We start from the raw sequence: 25,148 nt of genomic DNA on the forward strand, positions 1-25,148 counted from the left end.
AAGTTAATGCCTTGGCGCGGTTGCAAGGAGGGGGGTGACTCCCGGCTGCCGGGCGTCTGCTTTCCGGCTGCCGGTGAAACGAGAAGTTCTTTAAGCTGAATTAAGTTAACACGCCGCGCACCGGGGCAAGGTGGTGGTCGTGTTTTGGTAACGTCTCGGTCGTGTCTTAACGGCTCAGATCGGGCAGCGAGATGTTGGCGACCTGCTCGGCGATGGGATCGGTTGAGAGCGGGTGGGACTCGGCCTCGTGAACGGCCGGGTCTGCGACCGGCATCCAACTGCCGTTCTTGTAGATCTCAAGCCCGGAGAATTTGGCCTTGTAGCCCATCTTGGGTGAACCGGGCACCCAATAGCCAAGATAGACATAGGGCAACCCGGCCTCGCGGGCGATTGCAATATGATCAAGGATGATATGGGTGCCCAGTGAATTGCGCATCAAATCGGGTTCGAAGAAGGAATAGACCATCGACAGGCCATCATCGAGCACATCGGTCAGGCAGACAGCGATCAGCGCACCGGTCTTGCGGTCGCAATATTCGATGACGCGGCTTCGGATCGGGGTTTCCTCGATCATCGCGGCGAATTCGAACACGTCCATATCGGCCATGCCGCCCGTCGCGTGACGGCTGTCGAGATAGCGGCGAAACAGGTCGTATTGATCTTCGGTCGCCCAGGGCGAGGTGGCGCGGCGTTCAAGAAACGCATTGCGTTTGAGCACGCGCTTCTGGCTTTTGGATATGGTGAAGTCGGCCACCCGAATGCGCGCCGAAAGGCAGGCGGCGCAATCGGCACAGGAGGGGCGGTAGAGCACGTTTTGCGAACGGCGAAAGCCCTGTTTGGAGAGCGCATTGTTGAGCTTGACCGCGCCTTCGCCCTGCAACGCGGTGAACAGTTTACGCTCCATCCGACCCTCGAGATAGGGGCAGGTTTGGGGCGCAGTAACATAGAATTGCGGTGCAAGAGGTAGGGTGTGGCGCATGGTGTCTGTAAATTGATTGGCAGCCTCAACGATACCAATCAGCGACTGGATGTCAAAGCATTGATGAAAATTGGAGTTAATGGTGATCGCGCGGTGGCGCCCGCGCAGGGCATCACTCGGGTCGCTCGCGCCTACGGCTAGTAGACAGGTGTCAGCGAATGACGCTTCAGGCGCCGGCGCGGTGGTTGAGCGCGACGGAGCCCAGCGCGAGATCGCTGAGACCCTGGCCGCGCGCGGAGGTGGCCATCAGAACCATCGAGACGAGTTGAACCGGGAAGAAGGCAAAGGACAGCATGAAGCCCAGCGAGTGCAGGAAGGCCTCGGACGTATCGAAACGCTGCCCGCGGGCGTTGCGAAATTCGATGGCGAACAGGCGCATGCCCGGCGTGGCCGATGAATTGGCCAAACTCACTGTGCGGTAAGCAAGGTTGAGGAGCCACCAGACCGGCACGATGAAGATCGCCGCCAAACCGAGCGTGAAGATCACGATCAGAACGGTGATCACCAGCAACAGAACGGTATCGACCAGAAAGGCCAAGAGCCGCTTGAGCGGGACATCGGCATAGAATTCGCCCTGCGAGTAAGGGTCGGGAAGGTGCCAGTCGGGATCGTCTTGGTAGCTCATTTGTGAGACCTTTGTTGCAGGTTTGCGCCCGACCGGGGGAAAGGGCCGGGCGCAGCAGATGCGCTTATGGTAAGCCTGTGGGTATCAGGCGGGCGCTCTGTCGTCGTTTTCGCCTTTGTCGTTATCGGCATCGGCGGCGGCGTTGAAGGCGCGTTCTTCCATGAACTCGTCGAACTCGGTCTTGTCCTTGGCTTCGCGCAGACGTTGCAGGAAGGATTCGAACTGCTCTTGTTCTTCTTCAAGCCGACGCAGGGTCTCTTCCTTGTAGCTGTCAAAGGCGGTGTTGCCCGAGCTGCGCATTGCGGAATGACGGTGTGCGTGGCGGTGGCGGCGATGGCCGCAGCTTCCCTTGAACATCTGTTTGCTCCAACGGTTGGTGTAAGTCATGTAGAAAACGAGGGCGAGGCCAACGGGCCAAAAGAAGACGAAACCCAGAACCATGGCGGCGATCCAGGCGCCTTTGCCCTTGTCGTCCAGCCAGGCCTCGGCGCGGCGGAACCATGCCATAGGGCCAGATCCGTAGGCTGTGTGCGTGGCGGTTGTCATGTCTCTCTCTCTCCAATTTGAGGCTGTGATGCCGTATGTGAATGCTTTTCACATTGAATAGATTGGCATTCCTCGGGGGTTTGACAAGGGATTATGTGAATGTTTTTTACATTAATTGAAATTATTGTTATAAATTAGTTTGTTAGGTAAAAAATTTTGTGCCGATGCCTGGTGTTCAGAGGATGAAATCAGCCGTTTGAGCGCCCGAAATCCGGGTGAGTTCCTCGGGGGAGAGCGAGAAAACGTGGCGCGGTGTGCCCGCCGCAGCCCAGATCAGCGAGAATTCCTGAAGCCTTGGGTCAAGGAAGGCGCGAATGGGCGTGAGATGCCCGACGGGGGCGACGCCGCCGATGGCAAAGCCCGTCTGGGCGCGGATCAGGGCGGCATCGGCCTTGCCCAGAGGCTCCCCGGCGAGTGCCGTCGCCTTGGCGGGATCGACCTGATTGCCGCCTGCGGTGATAAAGAGGATCGCTTCGCCGCTGTCTTCGCCACGAAAAATGATCGACTTGGCGATCTGGTCAATCTCGACGCCGAGTTCATCGGCGGCCATCTGGGCGGTGCGGGCCTCGCCGGTTTCCTTGATGAGGGCGGAGGCGTCGCTGAGGGCGGCGCGGACGCGGGCGAGGGATTTGGACATGGGTGGGCCTTTATTCGGTTCTGTGACGGGTGCAGAGTGCGTTAGGTCATTGACGATGCGCAAGGGGGGCCGCAAGTTGCGGTCCATGAATTTTGCATCCCGTATCACCCGCCTTCCACATGCTTTTGATCCCGACCGTGGCGCCGAGGCGCGCGCGCTTTTGCCCGGTGTTGAGGGCGATATCGCGAAGCTGTTGGAAGGAACCGGGGGGTGCAGCCCCTATCTGGGCGGCCTTCTGGCCAAGGAGGCCGATTGGCTGGAGGGGGCGTTTGATAACCCGGAAGGCGCGCTGGAGGCCGAGTTCAAGGCGCTGAAAGAGGTGGCGCCGGGTGATCTGGGAAGTGCGCTGCGCCGTGGCAAGCGGCGGGTGGCATTGATTGTCGGGTTGGCCGATCTGGCGGGAGTTTGGGCCTTGGAGGAGGTGACGGGGTGGCTGACCCGGTTTGCCGATCTGAGTGTGACGCTGGCGATGCGCGCGGCACTGGTGCCTGAGATCAGCCGCGGCAAGCTGCCCGGTGCGAGTGAGGACGATCTTGAGACCGCTGGCGGTTGGGTGGCGCTGGCGATGGGCAAGATGGGAGCGGGGGAGCTGAATTACAGTTCGGATATCGACCTGATCTGTCTGTTTGATGAAACCCGGTTTGAGCGTGGTGAGTTTCACGAAGCGCGCGCCAGTTTCGTGCGTGCCACGCGCAAGATGAAGGCGACTTTGAACGATCAGACCGGTGAGGGCTATGTGTTTCGCACCGATCTCAGGCTACGGCCTGATCCGGCGGTTACACCTGTCTGCATCGCGATGGAGGCGGCGGAGCGCTATTACGAGAGCCTTGGGCGGACATGGGAGCGCGCGGCCTATATCAAGGCGCGGCCCTGTGCCGGGGATATCGAAGCGGGTGAGCGGTTTCTGACCACGTTGACGCCGTTCATCTGGCGCAAGCATCTGGATTTTGCGGCGATCGAGGATGCCCATAACATGCGGCTGAGAATTCGCGAGCACAAGGGGTTGGGCGGGCCGATCGTGTTGGCCGGACATGACATGAAGTTGGGCCGGGGCGGTATTCGAGAGATCGAGTTTTTCACCCAGACGCGCCAGATCATCGCCGGGGGGCGTGATCGTGATTTGCGGGTGCGTGGCACGGTGGAGGGCTTGAAGGTTCTGGCCGCGAAAGACTGGCTGCCAAAGGCGACTGCCGAGACGTTGAGCGCGCATTACCGCGCGCATCGTGAGGTCGAGCACCGTATTCAGATGGTGAATGATGCCCAGACCCATGAGTTGCCAAACTCGCCAGAGGGTATGGCGAGGATTGCCGCCTTCATGGGGGTGGAGCAGGCCGCATTCGAGGCGGATGTGCGCGCGCGGCTGGAGGAAGTTCACGCGCTGACCGAAGGGTTTTTCGCGCCTGATGAGTCCGTCTCGTCCGCTCCGGTGAGCGAATTTGATGAGGAGGTTCTGGCGCGCTGGCCGAGCTATCCGGCGTTGCGCTCGGGGCGGGCGGTGGAGATTTTCAAGCGGTTGCGCCCGGAAATCCTGTGCCGTTTGAAGGAAAGCGCCAACCCAAGCGAGGCATTGCTGGCGTTTGACGGGTTTCTTGCGGGTCTGCCTGCGGGGGTGCAGCTTTTCTCATTGTTTGAGGCCAATCCGCCGCTGGTTGATCTGTTGATTGATATCGTGGCCACGTCACCGGCATTGGCGGGGTATCTGTCGCGCAATTCAGGCGTGTTTGATGCGGTGATCGGCGGTGATTTCTTTGCCGATTGGCCGGGCGAGGATGCGCTGACCGCCGAGTTGAAGGCGGAGTTGCGCCAAGAACCGGATTATGAGCGCAAGCTGGATCTGTCGCGTAGATGGGCCAAAGAATGGCATTTCCGGGTGGGGGTGCATCATCTGCGCGGATTGATTGGTGCGAAAGAGGCGGGGCGCGAATATGCTGATCTGGCCTCGGCATTCCTGCGCGCGCTTTGGCCCGAGGTTGTGGCGCAATTTGCCACCAAGCACGGGGTCTTGCCGGGTCGTGGGGCGTGCCTTTTGGGGATGGGGAGTTTGGGGTCGCAACGCCTCACTGCGACCTCGGATTTGGATCTGATCGTGATTTATGACCCGGATGGCGCCGAAATGTCGGAGGGGCGACGCCCGCTTGCGGTGCGCCCTTATTATGCGCGCCTGACCCAGGCGATGATTACCGCCGTGACGGCGCAGATGTCGGAGGGGCGGCTTTACGAGGTTGATATGCGGCTGCGCCCGTCAGGCACGCAGGGGCCTGTGGCGACCAGTTGGGGCAGCTTTCAGACCTACCAGACCGAGAAGGCCTGGGTTTGGGAGCATCTGGCGCTGACGCGCGCGCGGGTGGTGGCGGGTGATGATGGGCTTGGCGAAGATATCGAGACGTTTCGCGCCGAGATTTTGGCGCAAAAGGGGTTGGATCGGGCCGAAGTTCTCAAGCAAACTGGCGAGATGCGGGCGCGTATTGCGGCGGCGAAAGCGCCCAGCAATGTCTGGGATGCCAAGATCGGGCCGGGACGGTTGCAGGATGTGGAGATGATCGCGCAGGCCGGTGCCTTGATGGCGGGGGCGGTGGGATGCTCGGTATCTCAAGGGCTTGAAGGGGGTGTCGCAATTGGTTGGTTGAGTGACGCGGACTTGAAAGCGCTGGAGGCGTCTTACCGGCTTTGCTGGCAGGTGCAGGCGGTGGCGCGGCTTTTGAGTGGCAAGCCATTGACGCCTGAGGGGGTGGGCGCCGGAGGGGCCGCGATGCTGAAACGTGAAACCGGGATTGATGGGTTTGCGGCGTTGGCCGAGGAAATGCAGGCGCGCAGCGCGGCGGCTGTGACGGTGATTGAGGCGGCTCTGGGTCGGGTGCCGCCCGCGCGAAAGACCGGGGGCAAGGGATGAAGGGCGATACACTTGATCCCAAGGCTCTGATCCGCGAGGCGTATCGCATGGATCTGGGGCTTGAGGAATGCCGCTCGGTTTTTCTCGATTGGGCGCTGAGCCTGCCCGACGGGGCAGATGCGCGCGCGGCGATTGCGACGCTTCTGGAGCGCCACGAGGGCGAAGGCCCGCATCCAATGAGCCAGGTGTTGCGCGAAGGGTTGGAAAAGGCGGCAAAGACCGGGCGACGCGGCGGGCGGCGCGGGCGGCTGGGCTGACGCGCGCGGTGCAAGCCACGGCCAAGGTGAGATGTCAGGTGCGCGGCAGGGCGGCGGCCTGTTTCGCGATAGCCTCGATAGCGTCCCAATCCCCGGCGAGGATCAGATCATTGCGGCAGACCCAGCTTCCACCAACGCAGGCGACATTGCTCAGAGCGAGGTAGTCAGCCACATTGCCGGGTGAGATGCCGCCTGTCGGGCAGAAGGTGATCTGGGGCAGGGGCGCGCCGATCGCCTTGAGCGCGGGCGCGCCGCCGATTGCTTCGGCGGGGAAGAATTTCTGGGTGCTGTAGCCGCGTTCAAGCAGGCGCATTGCTTCGGTTGCGGTGGTGGCGCCGGGAAGAAGTGGCAAGTTCTCGGCCTCGCAAGTATCGAGCAGCGTGTCGGTTGCGCCGGGTGAGACCGCGAAGCGCGCGCCTGCGGCTTTGGCGGCGTTTACGTCTTGGGGGCTGAGCACCGTGCCCGCGCCGACGATGCCGCCGCGCACCTCGGCCATCGCCGCGATTGCCTCAAGTGCGGCATCGGTGCGAAGGGTCACTTCGAGCACCGGCAACCCGCCTTTGATCAACGCGCGCGCGAGGGGGGCGGCATGGGCCGGATCGTTGATCACAATGACCGGGATCACCGGGGCGATGCGGCATAGACGCAGGGTTTCGGCGCTTGTGGCGGCGGGGGTCATGGCGCGTCCTCGTCCGAGAAAAGCGGGCTTGCGCCGGTTGTGGATGAGGTGGCGTTGCGGCGGAACAGTTCGAACAATTCGCGGCCGGTGCCGGAATGGAGCGCGGTGAGATCGGGGATTGCTGGCGCGCGGTTGGCAAAATCCTGCGAGAGGTTTTCGAGGCTGCCAGCGGCCCCATCAAGGCGGATGATGTCGCCATCCACAACCCGCGCAAGCGGGCCACCCATCGCGGATTCCGGCGCAAGGTGGATTGCGGCGGGAACCTTGCCCGACGCGCCGGACATGCGCCCATCCGTCACCAGAGCGACCTTTTGGCCGCGATCCTGCATCACCGAGAGGGTCGGGGTGAGGCCGTGGACTTCGGGCATGCCATTGGCGCGCGGGCCATGAAAGCGCAGCACCACGACGACATCGCCATCGAGCGTGCCCGCCTTGAAGGCGTCGATCACCGCTTGTTGGGTTTCAAAGACGCGGGCGGGGGCCTCGATCAAATGATGTTCGGGCTTGACGGCGGAGAGCTTGATGATGCCTTCGCCAAGGTTGCCAAGCAGACGCTTGAGGCCGCCTGTGGGTTGGAAGGGGTTGGAGGCGGGGCGCAGGATCCTGTCGTTTTCCGGGTGCGTGGCACCGGGGGACCAAGAGAGCGGGCCGCCTTCGGGGAAGTGGGGTTCCTTGGTATAGGCGCCGAGGCCGGTGCCGGTGATGGTTTGCACGTCTTCATGCACCAGCCGCGCGTCGATCAGCTGGGCAATGACATAGCCAAGGCCGCCGGCGGCGTGAAAATGGTTCACGTCTGCGAGGCCGTTGGGATAGACGCGCGCCAAGAGGGGTGTGATTTCGCTCAGCTCGGCAAAATCTTCGAGCGTGAGGTGGATGCCGAAGGCGCGCGCCATGGCGGGCAAGTGCAGCATGAGGTTGGTTGAGCCACCCGTGGCCATCAGCCCGACGATGCCGTTGACGAAGGCGCGTTCATCCAGAATGGCCGAGACGGGGCGGAAATCATCGCCAAGTGCGGTTTGGCGCAGGATCGTCTCAACCCCCGCATCGGTCAGCGCGTGGCGCAGATCGGTATTCGGGTTGACGAAGGCGGCGCCGGGCAAGTGCAGGCCCATGATCTCCATCAGCATTTGGTTGGAATTGGCGGTGCCATAGAAGGTACAGGTGCCGGGACCATGATAGGCGGCCATTTCGGCGGCCATCAAGGCGGCACGATCGATCTTGCCCGCGGCGAATTCGCGGCGCACCTCGGCTTTGTCATCATTCGAGAGGCCCGAGGTCATCGGGCCGCCGGGAAGGAAGATGATCGGCAGATGACCAAAGGCACCCGCCGCCATGACGAGGCCCGGCACGATCTTGTCACAGGTGCCCAGCAAGATGGCGGCGTCAAACGTGTTGTGCGAAAGCGCCACCGAGGCGGCCAGCGCGATTACGTCGCGCGAAAACAGCGACAGTTCCATGCCGGCCTGACCCTGGGTGACACCATCGCACATTGCAGGCACGCCGCCCGCGACCTGCGCCGTGGCGCCGAGGCGGCGGGCGGTTTCCTTGATGCGGTCGGGGAAGGCGCCGAAGGGCTGATGCGCCGAGAGCATGTCATTATAGGCGGTGACGATGCCGAGATTGGGCGCCTGAGTGGTAGCAAGCCGGTCCTGATCGCCAGCCATACCGGCATAGGCGTGGGCCTGGTTCGAGCAACTGAGATGGCCGCGTGCCGGGCCTTGTTCGACGGCGGCGCGAATTGTGTCGAGATAGCGCGCACGCCCGTCGTGCGAACGCGCGATGATGCGATCAGTGACTTTTTGAACCGTTGGGTGGAGAGCCATGGTTAACGCCTCGTTCCTGTCGATGAGAGCCAGTTTGCCTTGTCTGGCGAGACTTACCAGAGAGATTTAGCGCTAACAACTGCCTGATCTGTTGCACGAAAGACTCAAAGTAGATGCGAATGACTGTGCTGCCATGGCATTACCCCGCCATTTCCGCAGGTCTGCCCAAAATTGGTCTCAATTGGAACCGATCCTCGAAAGCGAGCGAAAAATGGGCAGTAGGCCCGAGGAGATTGAGCATGAAATATGTTCGTATGGTAGCACTGATCGCATTGGGAACGGCCGTTTCGGGCTGTGCCAGCATGGATGTTGCATCGCGCAACGCACCGTTTGAAGCGAGCACAGAGGCGGCGGCGACGACTATCGCAGCACCGTCGATGAAGGTCGAAGGGTTCGAGGTCCGCGTGCCGCAAGCGCTGAAACCGTCGGAAGCCAACAGCTATTACCCCTCGGGAGATATTGTGTGGCGCGGCGAGGCATTGGGCGACCGCCGGGCGCAGGTCAAGCGGATCTTTGAAGACAGCCTGGTCCAGGGCACGAAGGGTGCCAATGGCGCGATGCCTGTGATTGTCGATGTGGAAGTGAAGCGCTTTCATGCGCTGACCGAGAAGGCCCGTTATACAGTGGGCGGACGCCATGAAATCATGTTCGTGATGAACTTCCTTGACCCTGAAACACGCCGCCCGGTGGCCGCGCCGCGCGAGATCGACGCGACGTTCAAGGCCTTTGGCGGGGCGCGCGCGATTGCGGCGGAACGCAACGGGATCACCCAGCGGGTTCGGATCAACAACCAGTTGACGGCGGTTTTCCAGCAAGAGTTGGGGATCACCGGGGCGCCGGTTCGCAGCATGGCGACAGATACGGTGACAAGGAATGCCACGGCGGCGCCGCTCAAGTCGGGCGACCGGACGACCGGGCTGTTCTAAGCCCTCTTCCACAGGCTTCATGAAACATGTAAGGGGACGGCCATGCAGCTGTCCCCTTATCCCGTTGTCCGTCTGAAACCGAAAGCCGATGCGCGCAGGCTGCGCCATGGGGCGCCCTGGGTCTTTGCCAATGATATGGTGAGCGACCGGCGCACCAAGGCGCTGTCTCCCGGCGCGATTGCCCTGTTGCAGGACGCCGAGCGGCGCGATCTGGGGGTTGTGGCGGTCAACCCGAGTTCCAAGATTTTCTGCCGGGTGCTGGACGCCGACCCCGCCGCGGTGATTGATCGCGCCTGGATCGCAGCCAAGCTGCGCCGGGCGCTGGACCTGCGCGAGAAGATTTACGCGACGCCCTATTACCGCCTGATCCATGCCGAGGGCGATGGCCTGCCCGGTGTGGTGATTGACCGGTTCGGCGATGTTGCGGTGGTTCAACCGAATGCGGCGTGGGCCGAGATGATGTTGGACGATCTCTGTGCGGCGCTGGGCGAGGTGACGGGGGTCACCTGCATTTTGAAGAACGCCAGTGGGCGCGCGCGGGGGCTTGAGGGGCTTGACGAGGGGCAGGCAGTTTTGCTGGGCGACGCACCCGAGGCGCCTGTGGCCGTGGAGATGAACGGTGCGAGTTATCTGGCCGATCTGATGGGCGGGCAGAAAACCGGGCTCTATTTCGATCAGCGTGAAAACCATGCATTCGCGGCGCGCATGGCAAAGGGCGCGAAGGTATTGGACGTGTTCAGCCATGTGGGCGGCTTCGGGTTGGCCTGTCTGGCGGGAGGGGCCGAGAGCGCGCTGGCGGTAGATGGCTCGGCTCCGGCACTGACGCTGGCGCAGGAGGGCGCGGCGCGAATGGGATGCGCCGAGCGGTTTGCCACCCGCAAGGGCGATGCCTTCGAGGTGATGACGGCGCTGGCCGATGAGGGCGCAAAGTTTGACATGGTGATTTCGGATCCGCCCGCGTTTGCGCCAAGCAAACAGGCGTTGGAGCCGGGGTTGCGTGCCTATGAGAAAGCGGCGCGGATGGCGGCGACGTTGGTCGCGGAGGGCGGCATATTGGTGCTGTGTTCGTGCTCGCATGCCGCTGATCTTGAGCGGTTCAGGGCGGCGTCGATCCGGGGGATTGGCCGGGCGGGGCGCAGCAGCGCGCTGATTCACACCGGTTTTGCCGGGCCGGATCATCCGATGCATTCACAATTGGCCGAGAGCGGCTATCTCAAGGCGTTGTTTTTCCGGCTGTGAGAGCGGTTCTGGATACCTGCGTTCTTTACCCGACGGTGATGCGCGAAGTTCTTCTGGGCGTGGCGGAAACGGGGGCGTTTGCGCCCTTGTGGTCAGAGCGTATTCTGGAGGAATGGGCGCGCGCGGCGGCCAAGCTTGGCCCCGAGGGCGAGGCGCTGGCGCGCGGCGAGGCGGCGGTGTTGTCGGTCGCATGGCCTGCGGCGCGGGTCGCCTGGGCGCCATCGCTGGAGGCGCGGTTGTGGCTGCCTGATCCTGCGGATGTTCATGTTCTGGCGGCGGCTGTGGCGGGGTCAGCGGATGTGATCGTGACGCTGAATGCCAAGGATTTTCCCCGTGGGGTGTTGGCCGAAGAGGGACTGAGCCGGGCCGATCCGGATGCGTTCCTGCTCGGGTTTTGGCAGGCGGATCGGGCGGCGGTCGAGGATGTGGTACGTCGTGTCTTGCAGGAGGCCCGGCGGCTTTCGCAGGAGGCGTGGAGCGCGCGCGGGTTGATGAAAAAGGCGCGGCTGCCCCGTTTGGGCAAGGCTGTAAGCGCGCGTCTGGATTGAGCTAGGGGATTGCAGGGGCGCTGCCCCTCGGTCTCAAAATCATAGATTTTGCGCCCTCACCCCGGAATATTTTTGGCAAGATGAAGCGGATCAGGACCACTTTTTCTCGTGGGTTTCTATGGCCTTGATGCGTTCGCGCGTTTTGGGGTGTGACAGGAGCCAGGCGGGGGCGCTGCCGCTGTTGGACTGGGTGAGCGCTTCGAGTTTGGTAAAGAGGGACTTTTGCGGGGCAGTGCCGATGCCGGCCTTGGTAAGGAGGGCAGAGGCGTATTCATCGGCCTCGTATTCGTCCGAGCGCGACAGGCGCGCGGCGACGAGCGAGGTGATCAGACCGGCAAGATAGGGGCCGACGCCCGGAATGAAGCGGCCCAGCACCATCATCAGCGCCGTGCGAATGGCGTTCTGGCCTGAGAAGTCGATCATCCGGCGGCGCGAATGGCCCAAGGCGACATGGCCGAGTTCATGCGCGATGACCGAGGCGAGCTCTTCGCCAGTGACTTCGCCCGCGCGGTATTTTTCGTAAAAACCACGGGTCAGGAAGATGCGCCCATCGGGGGCGGCGAGGCCGTTGACCGGGGCGACCTCGTAGAGATGCACACGTATGCGCGGCAGGTCGAGCGCGGCGGCCATGCGATCAAACAGCGGTTTTAGCGAGGGATCGGCAAGCTCGCTCGATTTCTCGTCAAGTTCGCGCGCGGTGCGCCAGGCGGAGAACCGATAGAGGACGATTCCATAGATAATCGCCAGAAGGATGGGTGTGAAACGCAACATATCAGAGATATGGGGCAGGGCGTGCGCGGGGGCAAGGCTAGACCGTCCAGGCAACAGGCATTGAAAGCGGGCCGCGAAAGGCCCAGCCGTGAAAGCGGGCACTGTCGGTGAGGCGTAGGTTTGGCAGATGCGCAAACAGCAGCGGCAAGGCGATATCGGCAATGAGGGTGCGCGCAATGGCGGCCCCACCGCAAAAATGCGGACCCGCGCCAAAGGGAATCGCGGCGGCGGTGTTGCGGGTGATGTCAAATTGGTCGGGGGCATCGAAATAGGTTTCGTCGCGCCCGGCGGAGGAGAACATGAAAAAGACCCGGTCGTCTGGTGCGAAGGTGACGCCACAATTGGTGTCGGGGCGTGCGATCCGGCGCGGTGACATGCCGATGGGAGAAATCCAGCGGGTATATTCTTCAAACGCTTGGGCATATGTGGCTTGGCCCTGATGGATCAGAGCGAGTTGGGTGGGATGGGTGAGCAGCGCCCAAGCTGCCCCGGCGATGGCATCGCGCGGCTCGTTTTGACCACCCGATATGATCAGTTTGATGTTGGCACGGATAGCGGCGTCATCAAGCCCGGCCTGCATTTGCACCGAGAGGGCCGATTGGTTGGGCGATTGGGCGAGGAGCGGCATCATTTCGGTGATATGGGCGTCGATCGAGGCGGTGCAATCGTGGCAATTGGCCTCGATCTGGGCGTTGCCGGTGTAATTTGAGCAGCCGTCGATCATGCCCTGGCTGACACGGTCAAGTTCACTTGCAGGCATGTTGGTGAGGCCGGTGACCAGCTTGAGCGCTTCGGCCGAGACCGGCATGGCATAGTCGCGCACCAGATCGCAGGCGCCCTTGGGAGCGAGTTCTGCGAGAATGTCTTCGGCTTTGTCGCGAAACTGCGGCGCCCAATGGTCGCGCGCGGTTCTGGGCGAGAGGCTGGGAAACAGGGCTTTGCGTTCAACGGCGTGGGCCGGGCCATCCTTGCGCATCATGTTTTCGCCCATCAGGATTGTCATCAGGCCGTCGGGCTGATGCGAGGAAAAGACCTCGACGCGTTTTTCCTGCTCAAAAATGTCATCGCGACGGGTAAAGAGCGTGGCACCGAGTTCAGGCACGAAGGTGACCGGCGCTGTGGCGCGCATGGTTGCCAGAAACGGGTAGGGATCGGCGGCAAAGGCGACCGGGTCGATGTTGGTGACGGGGGCGTCGGACATTGGGCTTCCTTTCCCTTGGTGGTCTGGTGGAAGTCTGCGCGAAAACGCGGCGGCTGCAAGGGCTGGCTTTGCGATGCGGGTGTTTCATGCCAGATTGAAGGGGAAGGGGGGCGACATGGGGTTGAGTTTTCAACTGGACGAAGGGTCCGGCGTGCTGGGGCGGTTGGGTCTGATTGTCTTGTCGACGGATGAAACGCTGGAGGATGAAGCGCGCAAGATACTGGCGCGCAGGCCTGTGAGCCTGTTGCATGCGCGCATCCCGGCTGAGGCGGATGTGACGCCCGAGGCGCTGAGAACCATGGAGGCCCATATGAGCGCGACTGCGGCGCTGTTGCCCAAAGGGCTGGACGCGGTTGGCTATGGCTGTACCTCGGGGGCCACGGTGATCGGACCCGAGCGGGTCGCGGCGCTGATCGCTCAAACACAGGACACGGCGGCGGTCAGCGATCCGCTTAGCGCGGTTTTGGCAGCGCTCGCGGCGTTGGAGGTGCGCAGGATTGCATTGCTGACACCCTATGTGGAAAGCGTGAACGCGCCACTGATCAATGCGCTCGCGCAGGGCGGGATAGACGTGCTTGCTCAGGCGAGCTTTCAGCAGAGTGATGACTGGACGGTGGCACGGATCTGCGAAGCGGACACATTGAACGCCATCAAGACATTGGGACGCACAGAGGGCTGTGAAGCGGTTTTCGTAAGTTGCACGAACCTGCGAACGCTGGGCATTCTGCAAACGGCGGAGGCGGACCTCGGGATTCCTGTGGTTTCGTCCAATCTCGCGCTGGTCTGGCATCTGCTACGGCTGGTGGAGGTAGATGCGCAGGGGTGGACACGGACACGGCTGTTTGAACGGTTCTGAAAAAATCGGACGTTTGCGCAGGTTGCGCAGACAGGAGCGTTCAAGCCTGCGGTCTCAAGCGAAGTCCATGAATGATTGTGCCTTGCGTCTGGCGATGATGCGATTGGCCAAACAATACGGCCGCTATGGCGACCGAAAGGTGACGGCGCTGTTGCAAGGGTTGCAGTTGGCTAACCGTCGGCACGAGACGCGAAGGCGGCCGTATCACAAAGGCACCTCTGTTATCGGGCTACGCCCCACGCATTCCACCCCCATTTGGGCGACAGGTTTCGTGCATGACAAGCCACCACCTTTAGAGCGGGAACAGAATTAGCAGGCCGCAGCCCAAAAAAACCACGTTCGTTTTCCGCTCAGCGCTTTTGTGCTCCGTAACTGGCAGAAAGACCTTCAGCCGGGTCGACCGCAACGCTGTATGGGATGATCGGATAGCGCAAACCCGCTTTATGAAGCCCTTTCAAACCGTCTATACCGCTCAGGAATTCGTCTGGTGGCATTGCAATCAACAGCTCGTCATCAGCGACGCCGCCGAAGCGTCTTTCGGCATAACAGGGAATCGAGATGCTGGTTTCCCTTGTCGCGAGCGCACGTCCCCAACTATCGGCGCAGGCACTTTCACCCGTGATCGAGAAATCGTACCGCTTGTAGGTTTTCCGCTGCAAGCCGTTGACGAACAGGATCATCTGGCCGGGAGTGGCGTAGAACATGCAGATGTCAGGAGGATCAAGCCGAGCATTGCGCAGCGGTGACGCCGCCAGACCACTATACCGACCGGCCGGAACACGCGGCATCTGCGCCTGATGCGCGCGAGAAGCTTCTCTGTTATCGAACCAGACTCCGTCCATCTTTTCACCACTGAGATAGTTCTCACCTGGAACGTTAAGTCCGACGACCCCGCCACAGTTGGAGTTGGGGAGAAGATTATCGTGCACAATACCAAGTGTAGTGCCGTTGTAGCGCGACTGGGTAACGAGCTGGCAGGTTGAGAAACGCTTTCCGTCGCGTGGGGTCCGGATGCCCTTGATGCGCATCATCTCGTCCACATCCTCAAACAGCTTCAGGCCAATTGGAAGCGTGCGCAATTTGAGCAGATCCGTCAGTTCGGCCGTGGCCTTGGTGAGCATCGACGCGTCGATGGTTTCAGTGGTCGTATTGGGTTCCATGTTGCAGGGCTTTCTTTCAGATTTCATAATGCGCAGTGGTCACGACAGGCCGAGCGAGCGAAGTTGTTTCAGCCAACGAATGAGCCACCAGCCGACCTGTGGCGGTATGTTGTGCCCGGCTTGATCAGGGTCGAGAATCTGGCGGGCATGTTCAGGCCAATTCGGATCGTTCAGCGCACCCCGACCAATCGCAATCATGTCGGCGTCGCCTGCAGCAAGCACTGCTTCGGCTTGTTCCGGTGTCAAGATTAGCCCGACCGCCATGACTGGCAAACCAGTATGACGCCGAATGGCTGCGGCATAAGGAACCTGAAACCCGGCACTTCGTGGCAAATTCTTTGCGCCTGGCGCGGTGGCCGAAGCTGCCAACCCGCCGGACGAGCAATCTACGAGATCGGTTCCGGCTTCGCGAAGCATATCGGCAAGTCGCAATGAATCGTCCAACTCCCAACCGCCTTCCATCCCGTCTACCGCGGAAATGCGCACAAACAGGGGCTTGTTGGCGGGCCACACGGCGCGAACGGCGCGCACGATTTCCAGAGGCAGGCGACAGCGGTTTTCGAAACTGCCCCCCCATTCATCCTCGCGAGTATTGGAAAGTGGCGAGAGAAAGGAATGTAGCAAATAGCCATGTGCAAGATGTAATTCGAGCACGTCGAAACCTGCACGTTCGGCGCGCTCGGCCGCCGCGCACCAAGCTTCAATCTGCGCAGCAATATCCTGCTGTGTCATCTCGTCCGGCAATAGCCAACCTTCGTTACCGGGAATGGGGCTGGGCGCAATCACCCGCCATGGCAATTCACCTCGCGCATGGTCTTCTGGCCCAAGCGGGCCATTTCCACGCCAGGCGCGCTGCATGCTCGCCTTGCGTCCGGCGTGCGCAATCTGAATGCCGGGAACGGATCCATTGCTACGCAGAAAATCGGAGATTCGTCGCAATGGTGCTATTTGCTCATCACGGTAAAGCCCGAGATCGCCGTGGCAGATCCGTCCGCGTTCTTCAACTGCCGTGGCCTCGACCATCACGAGACCTGCGCCACCGATGGCAAAACGACCCAGATGCACAAGGTGCCAGTCATCGGCCATCCCATCTGTGGCGCAGTACTGGCACATTGGAGAAATCGCGATGCGGTTGGGAAATTCGACCTCACGCAATCGCAGCGGGGTAAAAAGAAGGGGAGGGGAAGCGGATGTCATGAAACGCGCCCTTTCATTCCGAAGGATCGGGGGTGACCCGGACCAGAGCCTGTCCTGATGATACCGTATCACCTGGCGCGCAAAGCACCTCGTCAACCACACCGTCAGTGAGGGCAAGAACGGGGTTTTCCATTTTCATCGCCTCAACGATGGTCAACACCTGCCCGCGTGTGACCCGTGCGCCGGCTTCAACCAACACCGCTGAGACCACACCGGGCAAAGGAGCCACCGCCTTTCCGGCCCCACCATCAAGCAGGTCGTCTTCGATATTGGGCCGTGCAAGTAAGTTACGCCAACCGTCGATCTGGGTTTCAAAACCGTCGGAAGTGGCGATTGCCGTCCAGCTTCGGTTGTCGATTGTGCCTGTCCAGGGCCTATTGGGAGACCCGGCCTTTGCAATCTCGACGTGAAAAGTCCTGTCGCCGATGGCTAGGTGTGCCAGATCACCGCTGCGCGCGATCACATGGACGGTAAGAGGGGCTTCGTTTTGCAAGATAACAACACTGCCCATTGGCGCATCGGCAGCAAGCGCCTGGCGATCAAACCCGCCACGGCCATGCTGTCCGAACCAGGGAGAGGCGCATGCATCAGAAAATTGCGGGCGCACAAGTTGCATGGCGCCAGCAACTGCTGCGGCTTCTTCATCGGGAGCGTCTGCGACAAGCGCGTCGAGATTATTGGCGATCAAACCCGTATCAGCGGTACCTGCGATTACTGCCGGATTGGTCAAAAGCGTAGCCAAAAAACCAATGTTTGTGGTGACACCAGCGACTTGCGTTTCAAGGAGTGTCTTGTGTAGCGATCTGCGTGCCGTTTCACGATCTGGTTCGTGGACGATGATTTTGGCAATCATAGGATCGTAGAATACCGGGACGTTACCGCCTGATTGCACACCGGTGTCCACCCGTGCGCTAGCGGGCCAGCCCGCGTGCGTGATACGTCCAGGGGCGGGGCGGAAATCAAGCAAGGGGTCTTCTGCGCAGATACGCGCTTCCATTGCATGACCACGCGCGACAATCGCATCCTGAGGCAACGGGAGATTATCACCAGCCGCCACGCGCAATTGCCATTCAACCAGATCGAGACCGGTGATTGCCTCGGTCACTGGATGCTCAACCTGAAGCCGCGTATTCACTTCAAGAAAGAAGAACTCGCTGCTATCGGGGCTGAATATGAATTCAAACGTTCCCGCATTGCGATACCCGAGCGCCGCTGCGCCCTTCACTGCCGCCTCGCGCATTGCGATACGGGTAGCGTGGGGCAAATTGGTTGCAGGCGCTTCCTCAATCACTTTTTGATGACGTCGTTGCAGTGAACATTCGCGCTCAAACAGGTGAACAACATTGCCGCTGCTGTCTCCGAAGACCTGAACCTCAATGTGACGCGGAGCGGTAATAAACCGTTCAACCAAAAGCCGGCCATCGCCGAAACTTGCCTTGGCCTGCCGGATGGTTGCTTCTGCGGCTGTTTTCAGGTCGGTTGGGTCGTCTACAACAACCATCCCTTTTCCGCCGCCGCCGCCGGTTGGTTTGAGTAACACCGGAAACCCGGCCTCACTGGCAAGCTCGACAAGGCGGGCGGGATCGTCGCTGGCCACGTCGCTACCGGGCACTACCGGCACACCGGCGGCGCGCATCATCGCTTTTGAACGGGCCTTATCACCCATCGCCTCGATTGTTTCGGGCCGAGGGCCGATGAAAACCAATCCCGCTTGCTCAACGGCGCTGGCAAAGCTGGCATTTTCGGACAGGAACCCATAGCCAGGATGCACCGCCTGACAGCCGGTCGCCGTGGCGACGACTATCAGTCGGGCCATATCAAGATAGCTTTCGCTTGACGGTCCGGCACCGATACAGACCGTCTCGGCGGCACCTTCAAGATGCAGCGCGCCAGCATCTGCCTCAGAATAGACAGCGACATATTCGATTCCGAGCCGCCGACAGGTGCGTGCGATCCGACAGGCGATTTCGCCGCGGTTGGCGATAAGGATACGTGAAAACATCTTCATATTCTGAACACCCCAAAGCGCGTTTCCTTGCTTGGGCCGCCAGCCGCCATAGACAACCCCAGGCCAAGCCAGTCACGGGTTTGCTGTGGCGTGATAATGGCGTCCACCCACATCCGAGCAGCAGCATGGAGCGGTTGGCTAACTTCCTCATAGCGCTTGAGGATCGGTTCCTTGAAGGCTGTCTGCGCCTCGGAATCGAACTCTTCGCCTTGTTTGTTGAGCTGCGCCTCGCGCACCAACGCCAATACGGTGGCCGCCTGTTCACCCCCCATGACCGAGGTGCGAGCATTCGGCCACATCGCCATCATGCGCGGTCCGAAGGCACGCCCGCACATGGCAAAATTGCCGGCACCGTAGCTGCCGCCGATCAGAACGCTGAATTTTGGCACCGCAGCGCAAGAGACGGCATTCACCATCTTGGCCCCGTGACGCGCAATGCCGTCCGCTTCATATTCCTGCCCAACCATAAAGCCGCTGATATTGTGGAGAAAGACGAGCGGGATATTGCGCTGACAGCATATTTCTATGAAATTCGCGGCTTTCTGTGCACTTTCGGAAAACAACACGCCATCATTGATGAGCACGCCCACAGGAAAGCCACCAATTGCGCCGGTGCCACAGAGGATCGTCGTTCCCCAACGGGCACGATATTCGTCAAACCGACTGCCATCGAGCAGCCGCGCTAGAATTTCGCGTGGACGGATCGGTTCACGCGGGTTGGCGCTGATCAAGCCTGGCAGTTCCGCCGGGTCATAGAGCGGCTCCTCAGGAGGGAGAGGAGGAGCGACGGGAGACGCCCCCGGGCTGCGTGCCATGATATCACGCACCAGACGCAAAGCATGTTCATCGTCGCGCGCCAGATGGTCTGCCACAGCACTTTGTGTTGTGTGCAGATCGGCACCGCCCAACGACTCGGCGTCAATTTTAACGCCTGTGGCTGCCTGCACGAGTTGCGGTCCACCAAGAAAGATCGTTCCGGTGCCGCGCACAATCACGGTTTCATCGCACATTGCCGGAATATAGGCCCCGCCAGCAGTGCACGACCCCATCACGGCGGCGATTTGCGGCAGGCCGAGCGCAGACATTTCCGCGATGTTCCGAAAAATCGTGCCAAACTGGTTCTCGTCAGGAAAGATTTCGTCTTGAAGCGGCAGGAACGCGCCGCCGGAATCGACCAGATAGATGCAAGGCAGTCCGTTCTCACGGGCGATCTGTTGGGCGCGGATATGCTTGCGAATGGTGATTGGATAATAGGTTCCGCCCTTAACGCTGCCATCATTGGCAACGACCATTGCCAGCCGTCCGCTTACCATGCCGATGCCGGTCACAATCCCACCAGAGTAGACCGCACCACCATACATGTCATGGGCGCCAAACTGACCCACCTCTACAAACGGCGAACCGGGGTCGAGTAGCCGGTTTATCCGAACACGCACAGGCAGCTTGTCGGGCTTCGTCTTGCCCGAGCCAGACAGGATTGCCTGACGCGCGGTCTCAACGGCCTCAAGTTGCAATTCAAAGGCTGCCTGGTTGTTGCGAAATGCCTCAGAGCCGGGGTTTATGTCTGATCGAAGCACGCTCATGCGTTGTCTTTGTCCACGGGCAAGCGCAGGATAGCGTTACCGAGGGCCTTGCCGGTCTGATCCAACCGCAAGGTACGCGTCGCACCGCCGCCCAGCGCGGCTTCCATGTAGACGACAACGGATTCGATATTGTCCATCTCATAGATGGTAACGGGCCCCTTCACCCAGTCGCCAAAGAGATCACGTACCTTATCTACGGTTACACTGCGTTTGATGCGCGGGTAATCATCGGGGCTACGCGCGATAACTCCGATGGTTACGGTGTCGCCTTTGTCGCCAGAACGGACATAGGCAATGTCGGCCAAAATTCTGCTCATGAGTATCAGACCTCCAAATGGGTAACGGTTTGAGTGACAGCGGCAGGGTCGATCAATGTCGGCCAGACGGCCACCACCGGGCGCGGCTTGGATGGTGTTCCAAACGCCGATCCGCCCGGCCCCATGATCCAAAGCTGGGTACAAGCGCGGCGGATCTTGTCGGCTTCGCTTCGCGAACGGGTTTTGGCCGCGACGCGCAGACCGATTTCGTTCAGATCAGGAATTTCGGTATTCTTGGCCGCCGGGCCATGCAGGGTGTCAAGCCCTACAAAACTGAACAATATGTCGTCGGCCACAAGTCCGAGACGCTCAAACCGCTCGGTCAGAGTTTGGCGGGCCTTCACGGCACGCTCATAGGCACGCGGCCAGGGAAACATCACCGTTCCCTCTCCGATCCAGCCATCCTGATAGCCAACCACCAGCTTCAGCCGGTCGGGAACACCCTTGCCGCGCACGCCACTGACGCGTACTCGGTCGTTTCCCAAATCCTCTAGTGTCAGGGAGGTGAAATCGGCGATGCCGTCGGGCATGATATAATTCGCAGGATCCGCGATTTCATAGACAAGGTGTTCCTTGACGGTGAAACTGTTCACCTTTCCACCCGTCGCTTCAGGCTTGGTCACCACGAATGACCCGTCGCGCGAAAACTCGACGATGGGAAACCCTACCATGCCCATCTGCGGCATCTCGTCAAAGCATGAAGACATCCCGCCGCTGCACGCCGAAGCGCATTCAACGATATGGCCTGCTGTGATTGCCGACCCGATCAGATCGGCATGGTCTGCATCATGGCTCCAGCCGAATTCGTGCATAATCGGCCCGACGTAGAGCGCGTTGTCGGAAACACGTCCGGTCACGACAACATCCGCACCTTCGGCAAGTGCCTGGCGAATACCCGAGCTGTCAGTATAGACATTGGCAGCCACAACCCGCTCGCGCAGCTCGTTAAAGCCGTTCTCGCCAGTTTCCATGTTCTCCAATGTCTCTCCGGCCTCGACGAGCTGATCCATCCTGTCGACCATGTCGTCGCCCTCGACCACAGCGATGCGCAGGCCGGAGAGGCCGAGTTCGTTGGCAAGTACCCGTAGCTGTTCTCCCGCCGCGCGTGGATTTACACCACCACCATTGCAGATGATGCGCGTGCCGGATTTACGCGCCAGCGGCAAAAGCGTGCGCATGTGGTCAATCAGATCGGGAATATAGCCGGCCTCGGGGTTTTTCAGCTTCATGCGCTGCAAGAGCGCCATGGTCAGTTCCGCAAGATAGTCCATGCAGAGATAGTCCAGCTTGCCCTTGCGCAGGCTTTCCTCTGCCGGATCAATGGCATCTCCCCAGAAACCTGACCCGGAACCTAAGCGTATTACGTCTTTCATCTTTACCTCTCAGTCTTACAGGCTATCCACGGCTGGCGTGTGATTTTTCAAGAAACTGCCCTAGTCGCGTTTTGTGCTCCTGACTGCGGAAGGCAAAACTCTGTAGATAGGCCTCATACTCCAGGCTCGCATCGAAAGGCGTTTCGGCACCACGCCGCAGTGCCGTTTTGGTGATGGTACTGCCCCGGCGAGATTGACGCGCGATTGATCCAGCAGCCCGATTGGCGGCATTCATCAGTTCGTTGGGCGGCACCACATCGACGAACAGGCCCAACTCGCGCCCGAGTTCGGCGTCAATCACACCGCCTGTCAGCAGGTAATAGTGCGCCCGCGCCGCCCCAAGCGCACGCAACAGTAATGTCGGCGCACCCATATCTGCCGCGGAAAGCCCGATCCGCGAAAAGGCAAAATGATAGGCTGCTGTCTCGCTGGCGATTGAAAAATCACATGCAAGAGCAAGGCAGGCGCCGCCCCCCACTGCAGGGCCATTCACCGCCGCGATGATCGGTCGGTCAAAATGATAGATACGCGAGATCAGCCGGTTATAGCCGAGCACGAGTTCGAATTCCCATTCGGGATCGGTCTCCTGCGTGCTCATGATTTCATTGAGATCTCCACCACCGCCAAAGACCGGCCCATTTCCGGTCAGGATAGCAACCCGGACTTCCGGGTCGGCCTCGACTTCATCAAGGGCCGCCATCAGGTTGGGTGTAAACTCCGTGCCTTGCGCATTGCGCTTATCCGGGCGGTTCAACGTGATTGTTGCGATACTATCGTCTTTTGAAACAAGGACATCCGGTGTGGTCATGTTATTATCCTAAAATGTCAGGGTCAGAGCGCGTGGCGGCCAAGAATTTCCCGGGCAATGACCAGGCGCTGGATCTGGCTGGTGCCTTCGCCGATCTGATACATCTTGGCATCGCGCAGAATGCGCTCGATCGGGAAGTCGCGCATGTAGCCGTATCCGCCATGGATCTCGACGGACGCATTCGCGGCTTTGAGTGAAGCTTCGGCAGCGAGGTATTTGGCCATCGCGCCTTCCGTCTTGATCGGAAGGCCAGCGTCGTACATACGCGCTGCGTTCAGCGTCAATTGCCGAGAAGCCTCAATGTCGGCCGCCATTTCTGCGATCGGCCATTGGATGCCCTGAAAGCTTGCGATTTTTTGACCAAACTGTTCGCGTTCCTGCGCATAGGCGACCGCTTCGTCGAATGCCGCCTGCGCCAAGCCGACGGAAAGCGAGGCAACGTTGACGCGACCTCGGTCAAGAGTTTGCGCGAATTGGCGAAAGCCTTCGCCTTCGGAGCCAATCATGTTGTGTGCCGGAACGCGCACATCGTCAAAGAACAACATCGCCGTGGGGGAGCCGTTCATCCCCATCTTTTTGTCCTGCGGACCGACGGAAAAGCCGGGCATTCCCTTCTCCAGAATGAACGCTGACACGCCTTTTGATCCGGTGCCTTCGGCAGTTCTTGCTGTAACGACGAAAATGTCGGCGACAGTGCTATTGGTAATGAATGCCTTGGTGCCATTTAAGACGAATTCGTCGCCGTCTCGTCGTGCGGTGCTCTTGCATCCGGCAGCGTTCGAGCCGCCTGACGGTTCAGTCAGACCGAAAGCGCCGATGCTTGTGCCGCTTGTCAGAGCGGTGAGATATTTGCGCTTTTGGGCTTCGCTCCCGTGATCGGCGATGACCGAAGACGCCAGGCTGATATGAGCATTTAGTGAGCTGCCCACTGCACCACTCGCTCGTGATACCTCCTCCAGTAGCAAGCAGACCATCACGGCGTCACAACCGGCCCCGCCATAATCCGGATCATAGGGCGCACCAAGAAATCCCAGTTCGGCCATTTCCGCAAACAACTCTCTGGGGAACTCGGCAGTCCGGTCAATCTCGGCGGCTTGCGGTGCAATACGTTCATCGCAAAAGCGCTTCACGGTTTCATGAAACACGATTTGGTCTTCGGTCAAAAAATAGCGCTGGGTATTCATCTTAATCCTCTGCGATTTGCTGTTCGGGGCTGCGCAGGATGTGCCGCCTGATTTTGCCCGATGCCGTTAGTGGCATTTCGTCGATCACATGGATGGCGCGTGGCACCTTGTAGCGCGACAGCTTCTCGCGGCAGTAAGCGATTATGGCTTCGGGGTCGGGGGATACGTCCGGTTTGGGCACGATGAAGGCGTTGATTACTTCACCGCGAATGTCATCTGGAACGCCAACAACAGCACATTCCCTGACGCCTTCTATTTCATGGATGACGTTTTCGATTTCTTTGGGAAACACGTTGAACCCGTTGGAAACGATCATGTCCTTGGTCCGGTCGAGAATTTGGATTTCGCCCTTTTCATCGACGATTCCGACGTCGCCGGTGTGCAGCCATCCATCTACGATTGTTTTCGCTGTCAATTCCGGCTGGTTCCAATAGCCCAACATGAAAGTGTCAGAACGGAAATAGAGCTCACCCGGCTCATTTGTCGGCGTGTCCTGCCCATCCGGACCGACCGCGCGTACCTCAAACCCTGGCAACGGAAGACCACAGGATGCAGAATCAAAATTGTCGGCAGTTCTCTGAACGCTGGCCACTGGTGAGATTTCGGTCAGCCCATAGCTTTCTACCACGCTGATTCCGAAATCCTGCGTCAGCATCTTCTTGAGACGTACCGAGACCGGCCCGCCGCCCACATCAATCAGTCGCAAGCTGGAAATGTCGCGCCCGGCAATTGCCTCATCGGTGAAGAGCCGCGCAAACATTGTTGGCACTCCGGCAAGAAAGGTGACACCGAAGCGTTCAATGCAATTCAGCGCCGCATCTTCTGCAAATTTTCTGAGAATGACCGTGCTGTTTCGTGTCATCGCCATATGCAAGAAGTCAAAGGCAAATCCGAAACTTGAGAAAAGCGGCAAGAGCGTCAGAGACCGGTCTCCGGGCTGATAACCAAGAGCTTCGATGATTGCCTTGGCATTGTGCACAATACCGTGGTGGGATAGCAAAATGCCCTTTGGCCGCCCGGTTGTGCCAGAGCTGTAAATCATGATTGCCGGCTCGTGCTCTCCAAGAGCCTGATCAACGGGTAGGGGCTCGGCGTCTGAAACAGCCTGCTGATAATTCTGCCAGTTGGGTGCTTCGGCCTCGGACAATAGACGCAACTTGAGTTTGGCGATGCCGGGAACTTCCGCCAACCTCTCAAGAAACATACCTTGGGTGACAATACCGGAAGGTGTGCAGTCGTCCATCAATGCGACAATTTCAAGCGCGGTACTGTGGTAGTTGACGGCAACACCGATAACCCCAGCGACGGCGCAACCGACAAAAAACTCGATTGCCTCACGGCTGTTTTCGACCAAGCTGAGTACGCGCTCACCCGGTTCAATGCCCGCTTTGGATATTACCGACGCCAGGCGCGAAGCCCGGTCAAACACATCGCTGTAACTGGCCGAAGTTCCGTCCTCGAACAGCAAGAACGGCGCGTCGCTGCTGTCGCTGGCTGCGGCTTGAAAGATGCGGTCTATCCTGTTTTGGGGCATAGTCATT

At 60.1% G+C, this 25,148-nt stretch carries 23 protein-coding genes; 6 read left to right on the forward strand and 17 right to left on the reverse strand.

Annotated elements, in window-relative coordinates; genetic code table 11:
* Positions 1-166: 166 nt before the first annotated feature.
* The 4 genes from LZG00_19375 to LZG00_19390 all read right to left on the reverse strand — a co-directional run bounded on the left by LZG00_19375 (position 167) and on the right by LZG00_19390 (position 2,787).
* Complete coding sequence (locus LZG00_19375; GenBank protein MCF3596150.1) at positions 167-979, reverse strand: arginyltransferase; 813 nt, start codon at positions 977-979, stop codon at positions 167-169.
* 166 nt (positions 980-1,145) lie between these two features.
* The gene (locus LZG00_19380) at positions 1,146-1,604 is read right to left on the reverse strand and encodes an RDD family protein (protein MCF3596151.1); all 459 of its coding nucleotides are present in this window, start codon (positions 1,602-1,604) and stop codon (positions 1,146-1,148) included.
* A gap of 84 nt (positions 1,605-1,688) precedes the next feature.
* Entirely contained in the window at positions 1,689-2,150 is a 462-nt protein-coding gene (locus LZG00_19385) for a DUF2852 domain-containing protein (GenBank protein MCF3596152.1), read from the reverse strand.
* 175 nt (positions 2,151-2,325) lie between these two features.
* Entirely contained in the window at positions 2,326-2,787 is a 462-nt protein-coding gene (locus tag LZG00_19390) for a YbaK/EbsC family protein (GenBank protein ID MCF3596153.1), read from the reverse strand.
* A gap of 85 nt (positions 2,788-2,872) precedes the next feature.
* On the opposite strand from LZG00_19390, the gene LZG00_19395 reads away from it, so the two are divergent.
* Together LZG00_19395 and LZG00_19400 are read left to right on the forward strand one after the other, a co-directional pair.
* Complete coding sequence (locus LZG00_19395; GenBank protein ID MCF3596154.1) at positions 2,873-5,677, forward strand: glutamine-synthetase adenylyltransferase; 2,805 nt, start codon at positions 2,873-2,875, stop codon at positions 5,675-5,677.
* The gene (locus LZG00_19400) at positions 5,674-5,934 is read left to right on the forward strand and encodes a hypothetical protein (GenBank protein MCF3596155.1); all 261 of its coding nucleotides are present in this window, start codon (positions 5,674-5,676) and stop codon (positions 5,932-5,934) included. The genes LZG00_19395 and LZG00_19400 overlap by 4 nt, the downstream gene beginning before the upstream one ends.
* Positions 5,935-5,968: 34 nt before the next feature.
* Here the strand turns inward: LZG00_19400 and eda are convergent, their stop codons facing one another.
* Complete coding sequence (eda, locus tag LZG00_19405) at positions 5,969-6,613, reverse strand: bifunctional 4-hydroxy-2-oxoglutarate aldolase/2-dehydro-3-deoxy-phosphogluconate aldolase (protein MCF3596156.1); 645 nt, start codon at positions 6,611-6,613, stop codon at positions 5,969-5,971.
* Positions 6,610-8,436, reverse strand: a complete 1,827-nt coding sequence (edd, locus tag LZG00_19410; protein ID MCF3596157.1) for a phosphogluconate dehydratase — start codon at positions 8,434-8,436, stop codon at positions 6,610-6,612. The genes eda and edd overlap by 4 nt, the downstream gene beginning before the upstream one ends.
* Positions 8,437-8,675: 239 nt before the next feature.
* Here edd and LZG00_19415 point away from each other — a divergent pair, with 239 nt between their 5' ends.
* The 3 genes from LZG00_19415 to LZG00_19425 are packed head-to-tail and all read left to right on the forward strand — an operon-like array spanning position 8,676 to position 11,149.
* Complete coding sequence (locus LZG00_19415) at positions 8,676-9,362, forward strand: hypothetical protein (GenBank protein MCF3596158.1); 687 nt, start codon at positions 8,676-8,678, stop codon at positions 9,360-9,362.
* 42 nt (positions 9,363-9,404) lie between these two features.
* Positions 9,405-10,601 (forward strand): class I SAM-dependent rRNA methyltransferase, encoded by a 1,197-nt coding sequence (locus LZG00_19420; GenBank protein MCF3596159.1) that lies wholly within the window; start codon positions 9,405-9,407, stop codon positions 10,599-10,601.
* A complete protein-coding gene (locus LZG00_19425) occupies positions 10,598-11,149 on the forward strand; it encodes a PIN domain-containing protein (GenBank protein ID MCF3596160.1) in 552 nt (183 codons plus the stop codon). Before LZG00_19420 ends, LZG00_19425 begins: the two co-directional genes overlap by 4 nt.
* 90 nt (positions 11,150-11,239) lie before the next feature.
* Here the strand turns inward: LZG00_19425 and LZG00_19430 are convergent, their stop codons facing one another.
* Together LZG00_19430 and LZG00_19435 are read right to left on the reverse strand one after the other, a co-directional pair.
* Positions 11,240-11,920: a M48 family metallopeptidase gene (locus LZG00_19430; protein ID MCF3596161.1), complete on the reverse strand. Its 681-nt coding sequence runs from the start codon at positions 11,918-11,920 to the stop codon at positions 11,240-11,242.
* A 37-nt stretch (positions 11,921-11,957) separates the two neighbouring features.
* Complete coding sequence (locus tag LZG00_19435; GenBank protein MCF3596162.1) at positions 11,958-13,121, reverse strand: cytochrome P450; 1,164 nt, start codon at positions 13,119-13,121, stop codon at positions 11,958-11,960.
* Between the two features lie 115 nt (positions 13,122-13,236).
* Between LZG00_19435 and LZG00_19440 the strand changes: the two genes are divergently transcribed.
* Positions 13,237-13,977 carry an Asp/Glu racemase gene (locus tag LZG00_19440; GenBank protein MCF3596163.1) on the forward strand — a complete coding sequence of 247 codons (741 nt, stop codon included), beginning with the start codon at positions 13,237-13,239 and terminating at the stop codon, positions 13,975-13,977.
* A 350-nt stretch (positions 13,978-14,327) separates the two neighbouring features.
* Here LZG00_19440 and LZG00_19445 read toward each other — a convergent pair whose 3' ends face one another.
* From LZG00_19445 to LZG00_19485, 9 genes are read right to left on the reverse strand one after another with little or no spacing between them, the layout of a single operon-like run.
* Positions 14,328-15,137, reverse strand: a complete 810-nt coding sequence (locus LZG00_19445) for a DUF169 domain-containing protein (protein MCF3596164.1) — start codon at positions 15,135-15,137, stop codon at positions 14,328-14,330.
* A gap of 39 nt (positions 15,138-15,176) precedes the next feature.
* On the reverse strand, positions 15,177-16,334 hold the full coding sequence (locus tag LZG00_19450) for an NADH:flavin oxidoreductase/NADH oxidase (protein MCF3596165.1): 1,158 nt from the start codon (positions 16,332-16,334) through the stop codon (positions 15,177-15,179).
* A gap of 13 nt (positions 16,335-16,347) precedes the next feature.
* Complete coding sequence (locus LZG00_19455) at positions 16,348-18,336, reverse strand: ATP-grasp domain-containing protein (GenBank protein MCF3596166.1); 1,989 nt, start codon at positions 18,334-18,336, stop codon at positions 16,348-16,350.
* 2 nt (positions 18,337-18,338) lie between these two features.
* Positions 18,339-19,925: a methylcrotonoyl-CoA carboxylase gene (locus LZG00_19460; protein ID MCF3596167.1), complete on the reverse strand. Its 1,587-nt coding sequence runs from the start codon at positions 19,923-19,925 to the stop codon at positions 18,339-18,341.
* Positions 19,922-20,242 carry a hypothetical protein gene (locus LZG00_19465; protein MCF3596168.1) on the reverse strand — a complete coding sequence of 107 codons (321 nt, stop codon included), beginning with the start codon at positions 20,240-20,242 and terminating at the stop codon, positions 19,922-19,924. The genes LZG00_19460 and LZG00_19465 overlap by 4 nt, the downstream gene beginning before the upstream one ends.
* A 5-nt stretch (positions 20,243-20,247) precedes the next feature.
* Positions 20,248-21,615: a DUF1446 domain-containing protein gene (locus LZG00_19470; protein MCF3596169.1), complete on the reverse strand. Its 1,368-nt coding sequence runs from the start codon at positions 21,613-21,615 to the stop codon at positions 20,248-20,250.
* A 22-nt stretch (positions 21,616-21,637) separates the two neighbouring features.
* Positions 21,638-22,423 (reverse strand): enoyl-CoA hydratase-related protein, encoded by a 786-nt coding sequence (locus LZG00_19475; protein ID MCF3596170.1) that lies wholly within the window; start codon positions 22,421-22,423, stop codon positions 21,638-21,640.
* A gap of 23 nt (positions 22,424-22,446) precedes the next feature.
* The gene (locus tag LZG00_19480) at positions 22,447-23,607 is read right to left on the reverse strand and encodes an acyl-CoA dehydrogenase family protein (GenBank protein ID MCF3596171.1); all 1,161 of its coding nucleotides are present in this window, start codon (positions 23,605-23,607) and stop codon (positions 22,447-22,449) included.
* Between the two features lies 1 nt (position 23,608).
* Positions 23,609-25,147 (reverse strand): acyl--CoA ligase, encoded by a 1,539-nt coding sequence (locus LZG00_19485; protein MCF3596172.1) that lies wholly within the window; start codon positions 25,145-25,147, stop codon positions 23,609-23,611.
* Position 25,148: the final 1 nt, after the last annotated feature.

The sequence above is a fragment of the Rhodobacteraceae bacterium LMO-JJ12 genome (assembly GCA_021555075.1).
Classification (GTDB): Bacteria; Pseudomonadota; Alphaproteobacteria; order Rhodobacterales; family Rhodobacteraceae; genus JAKGBX01.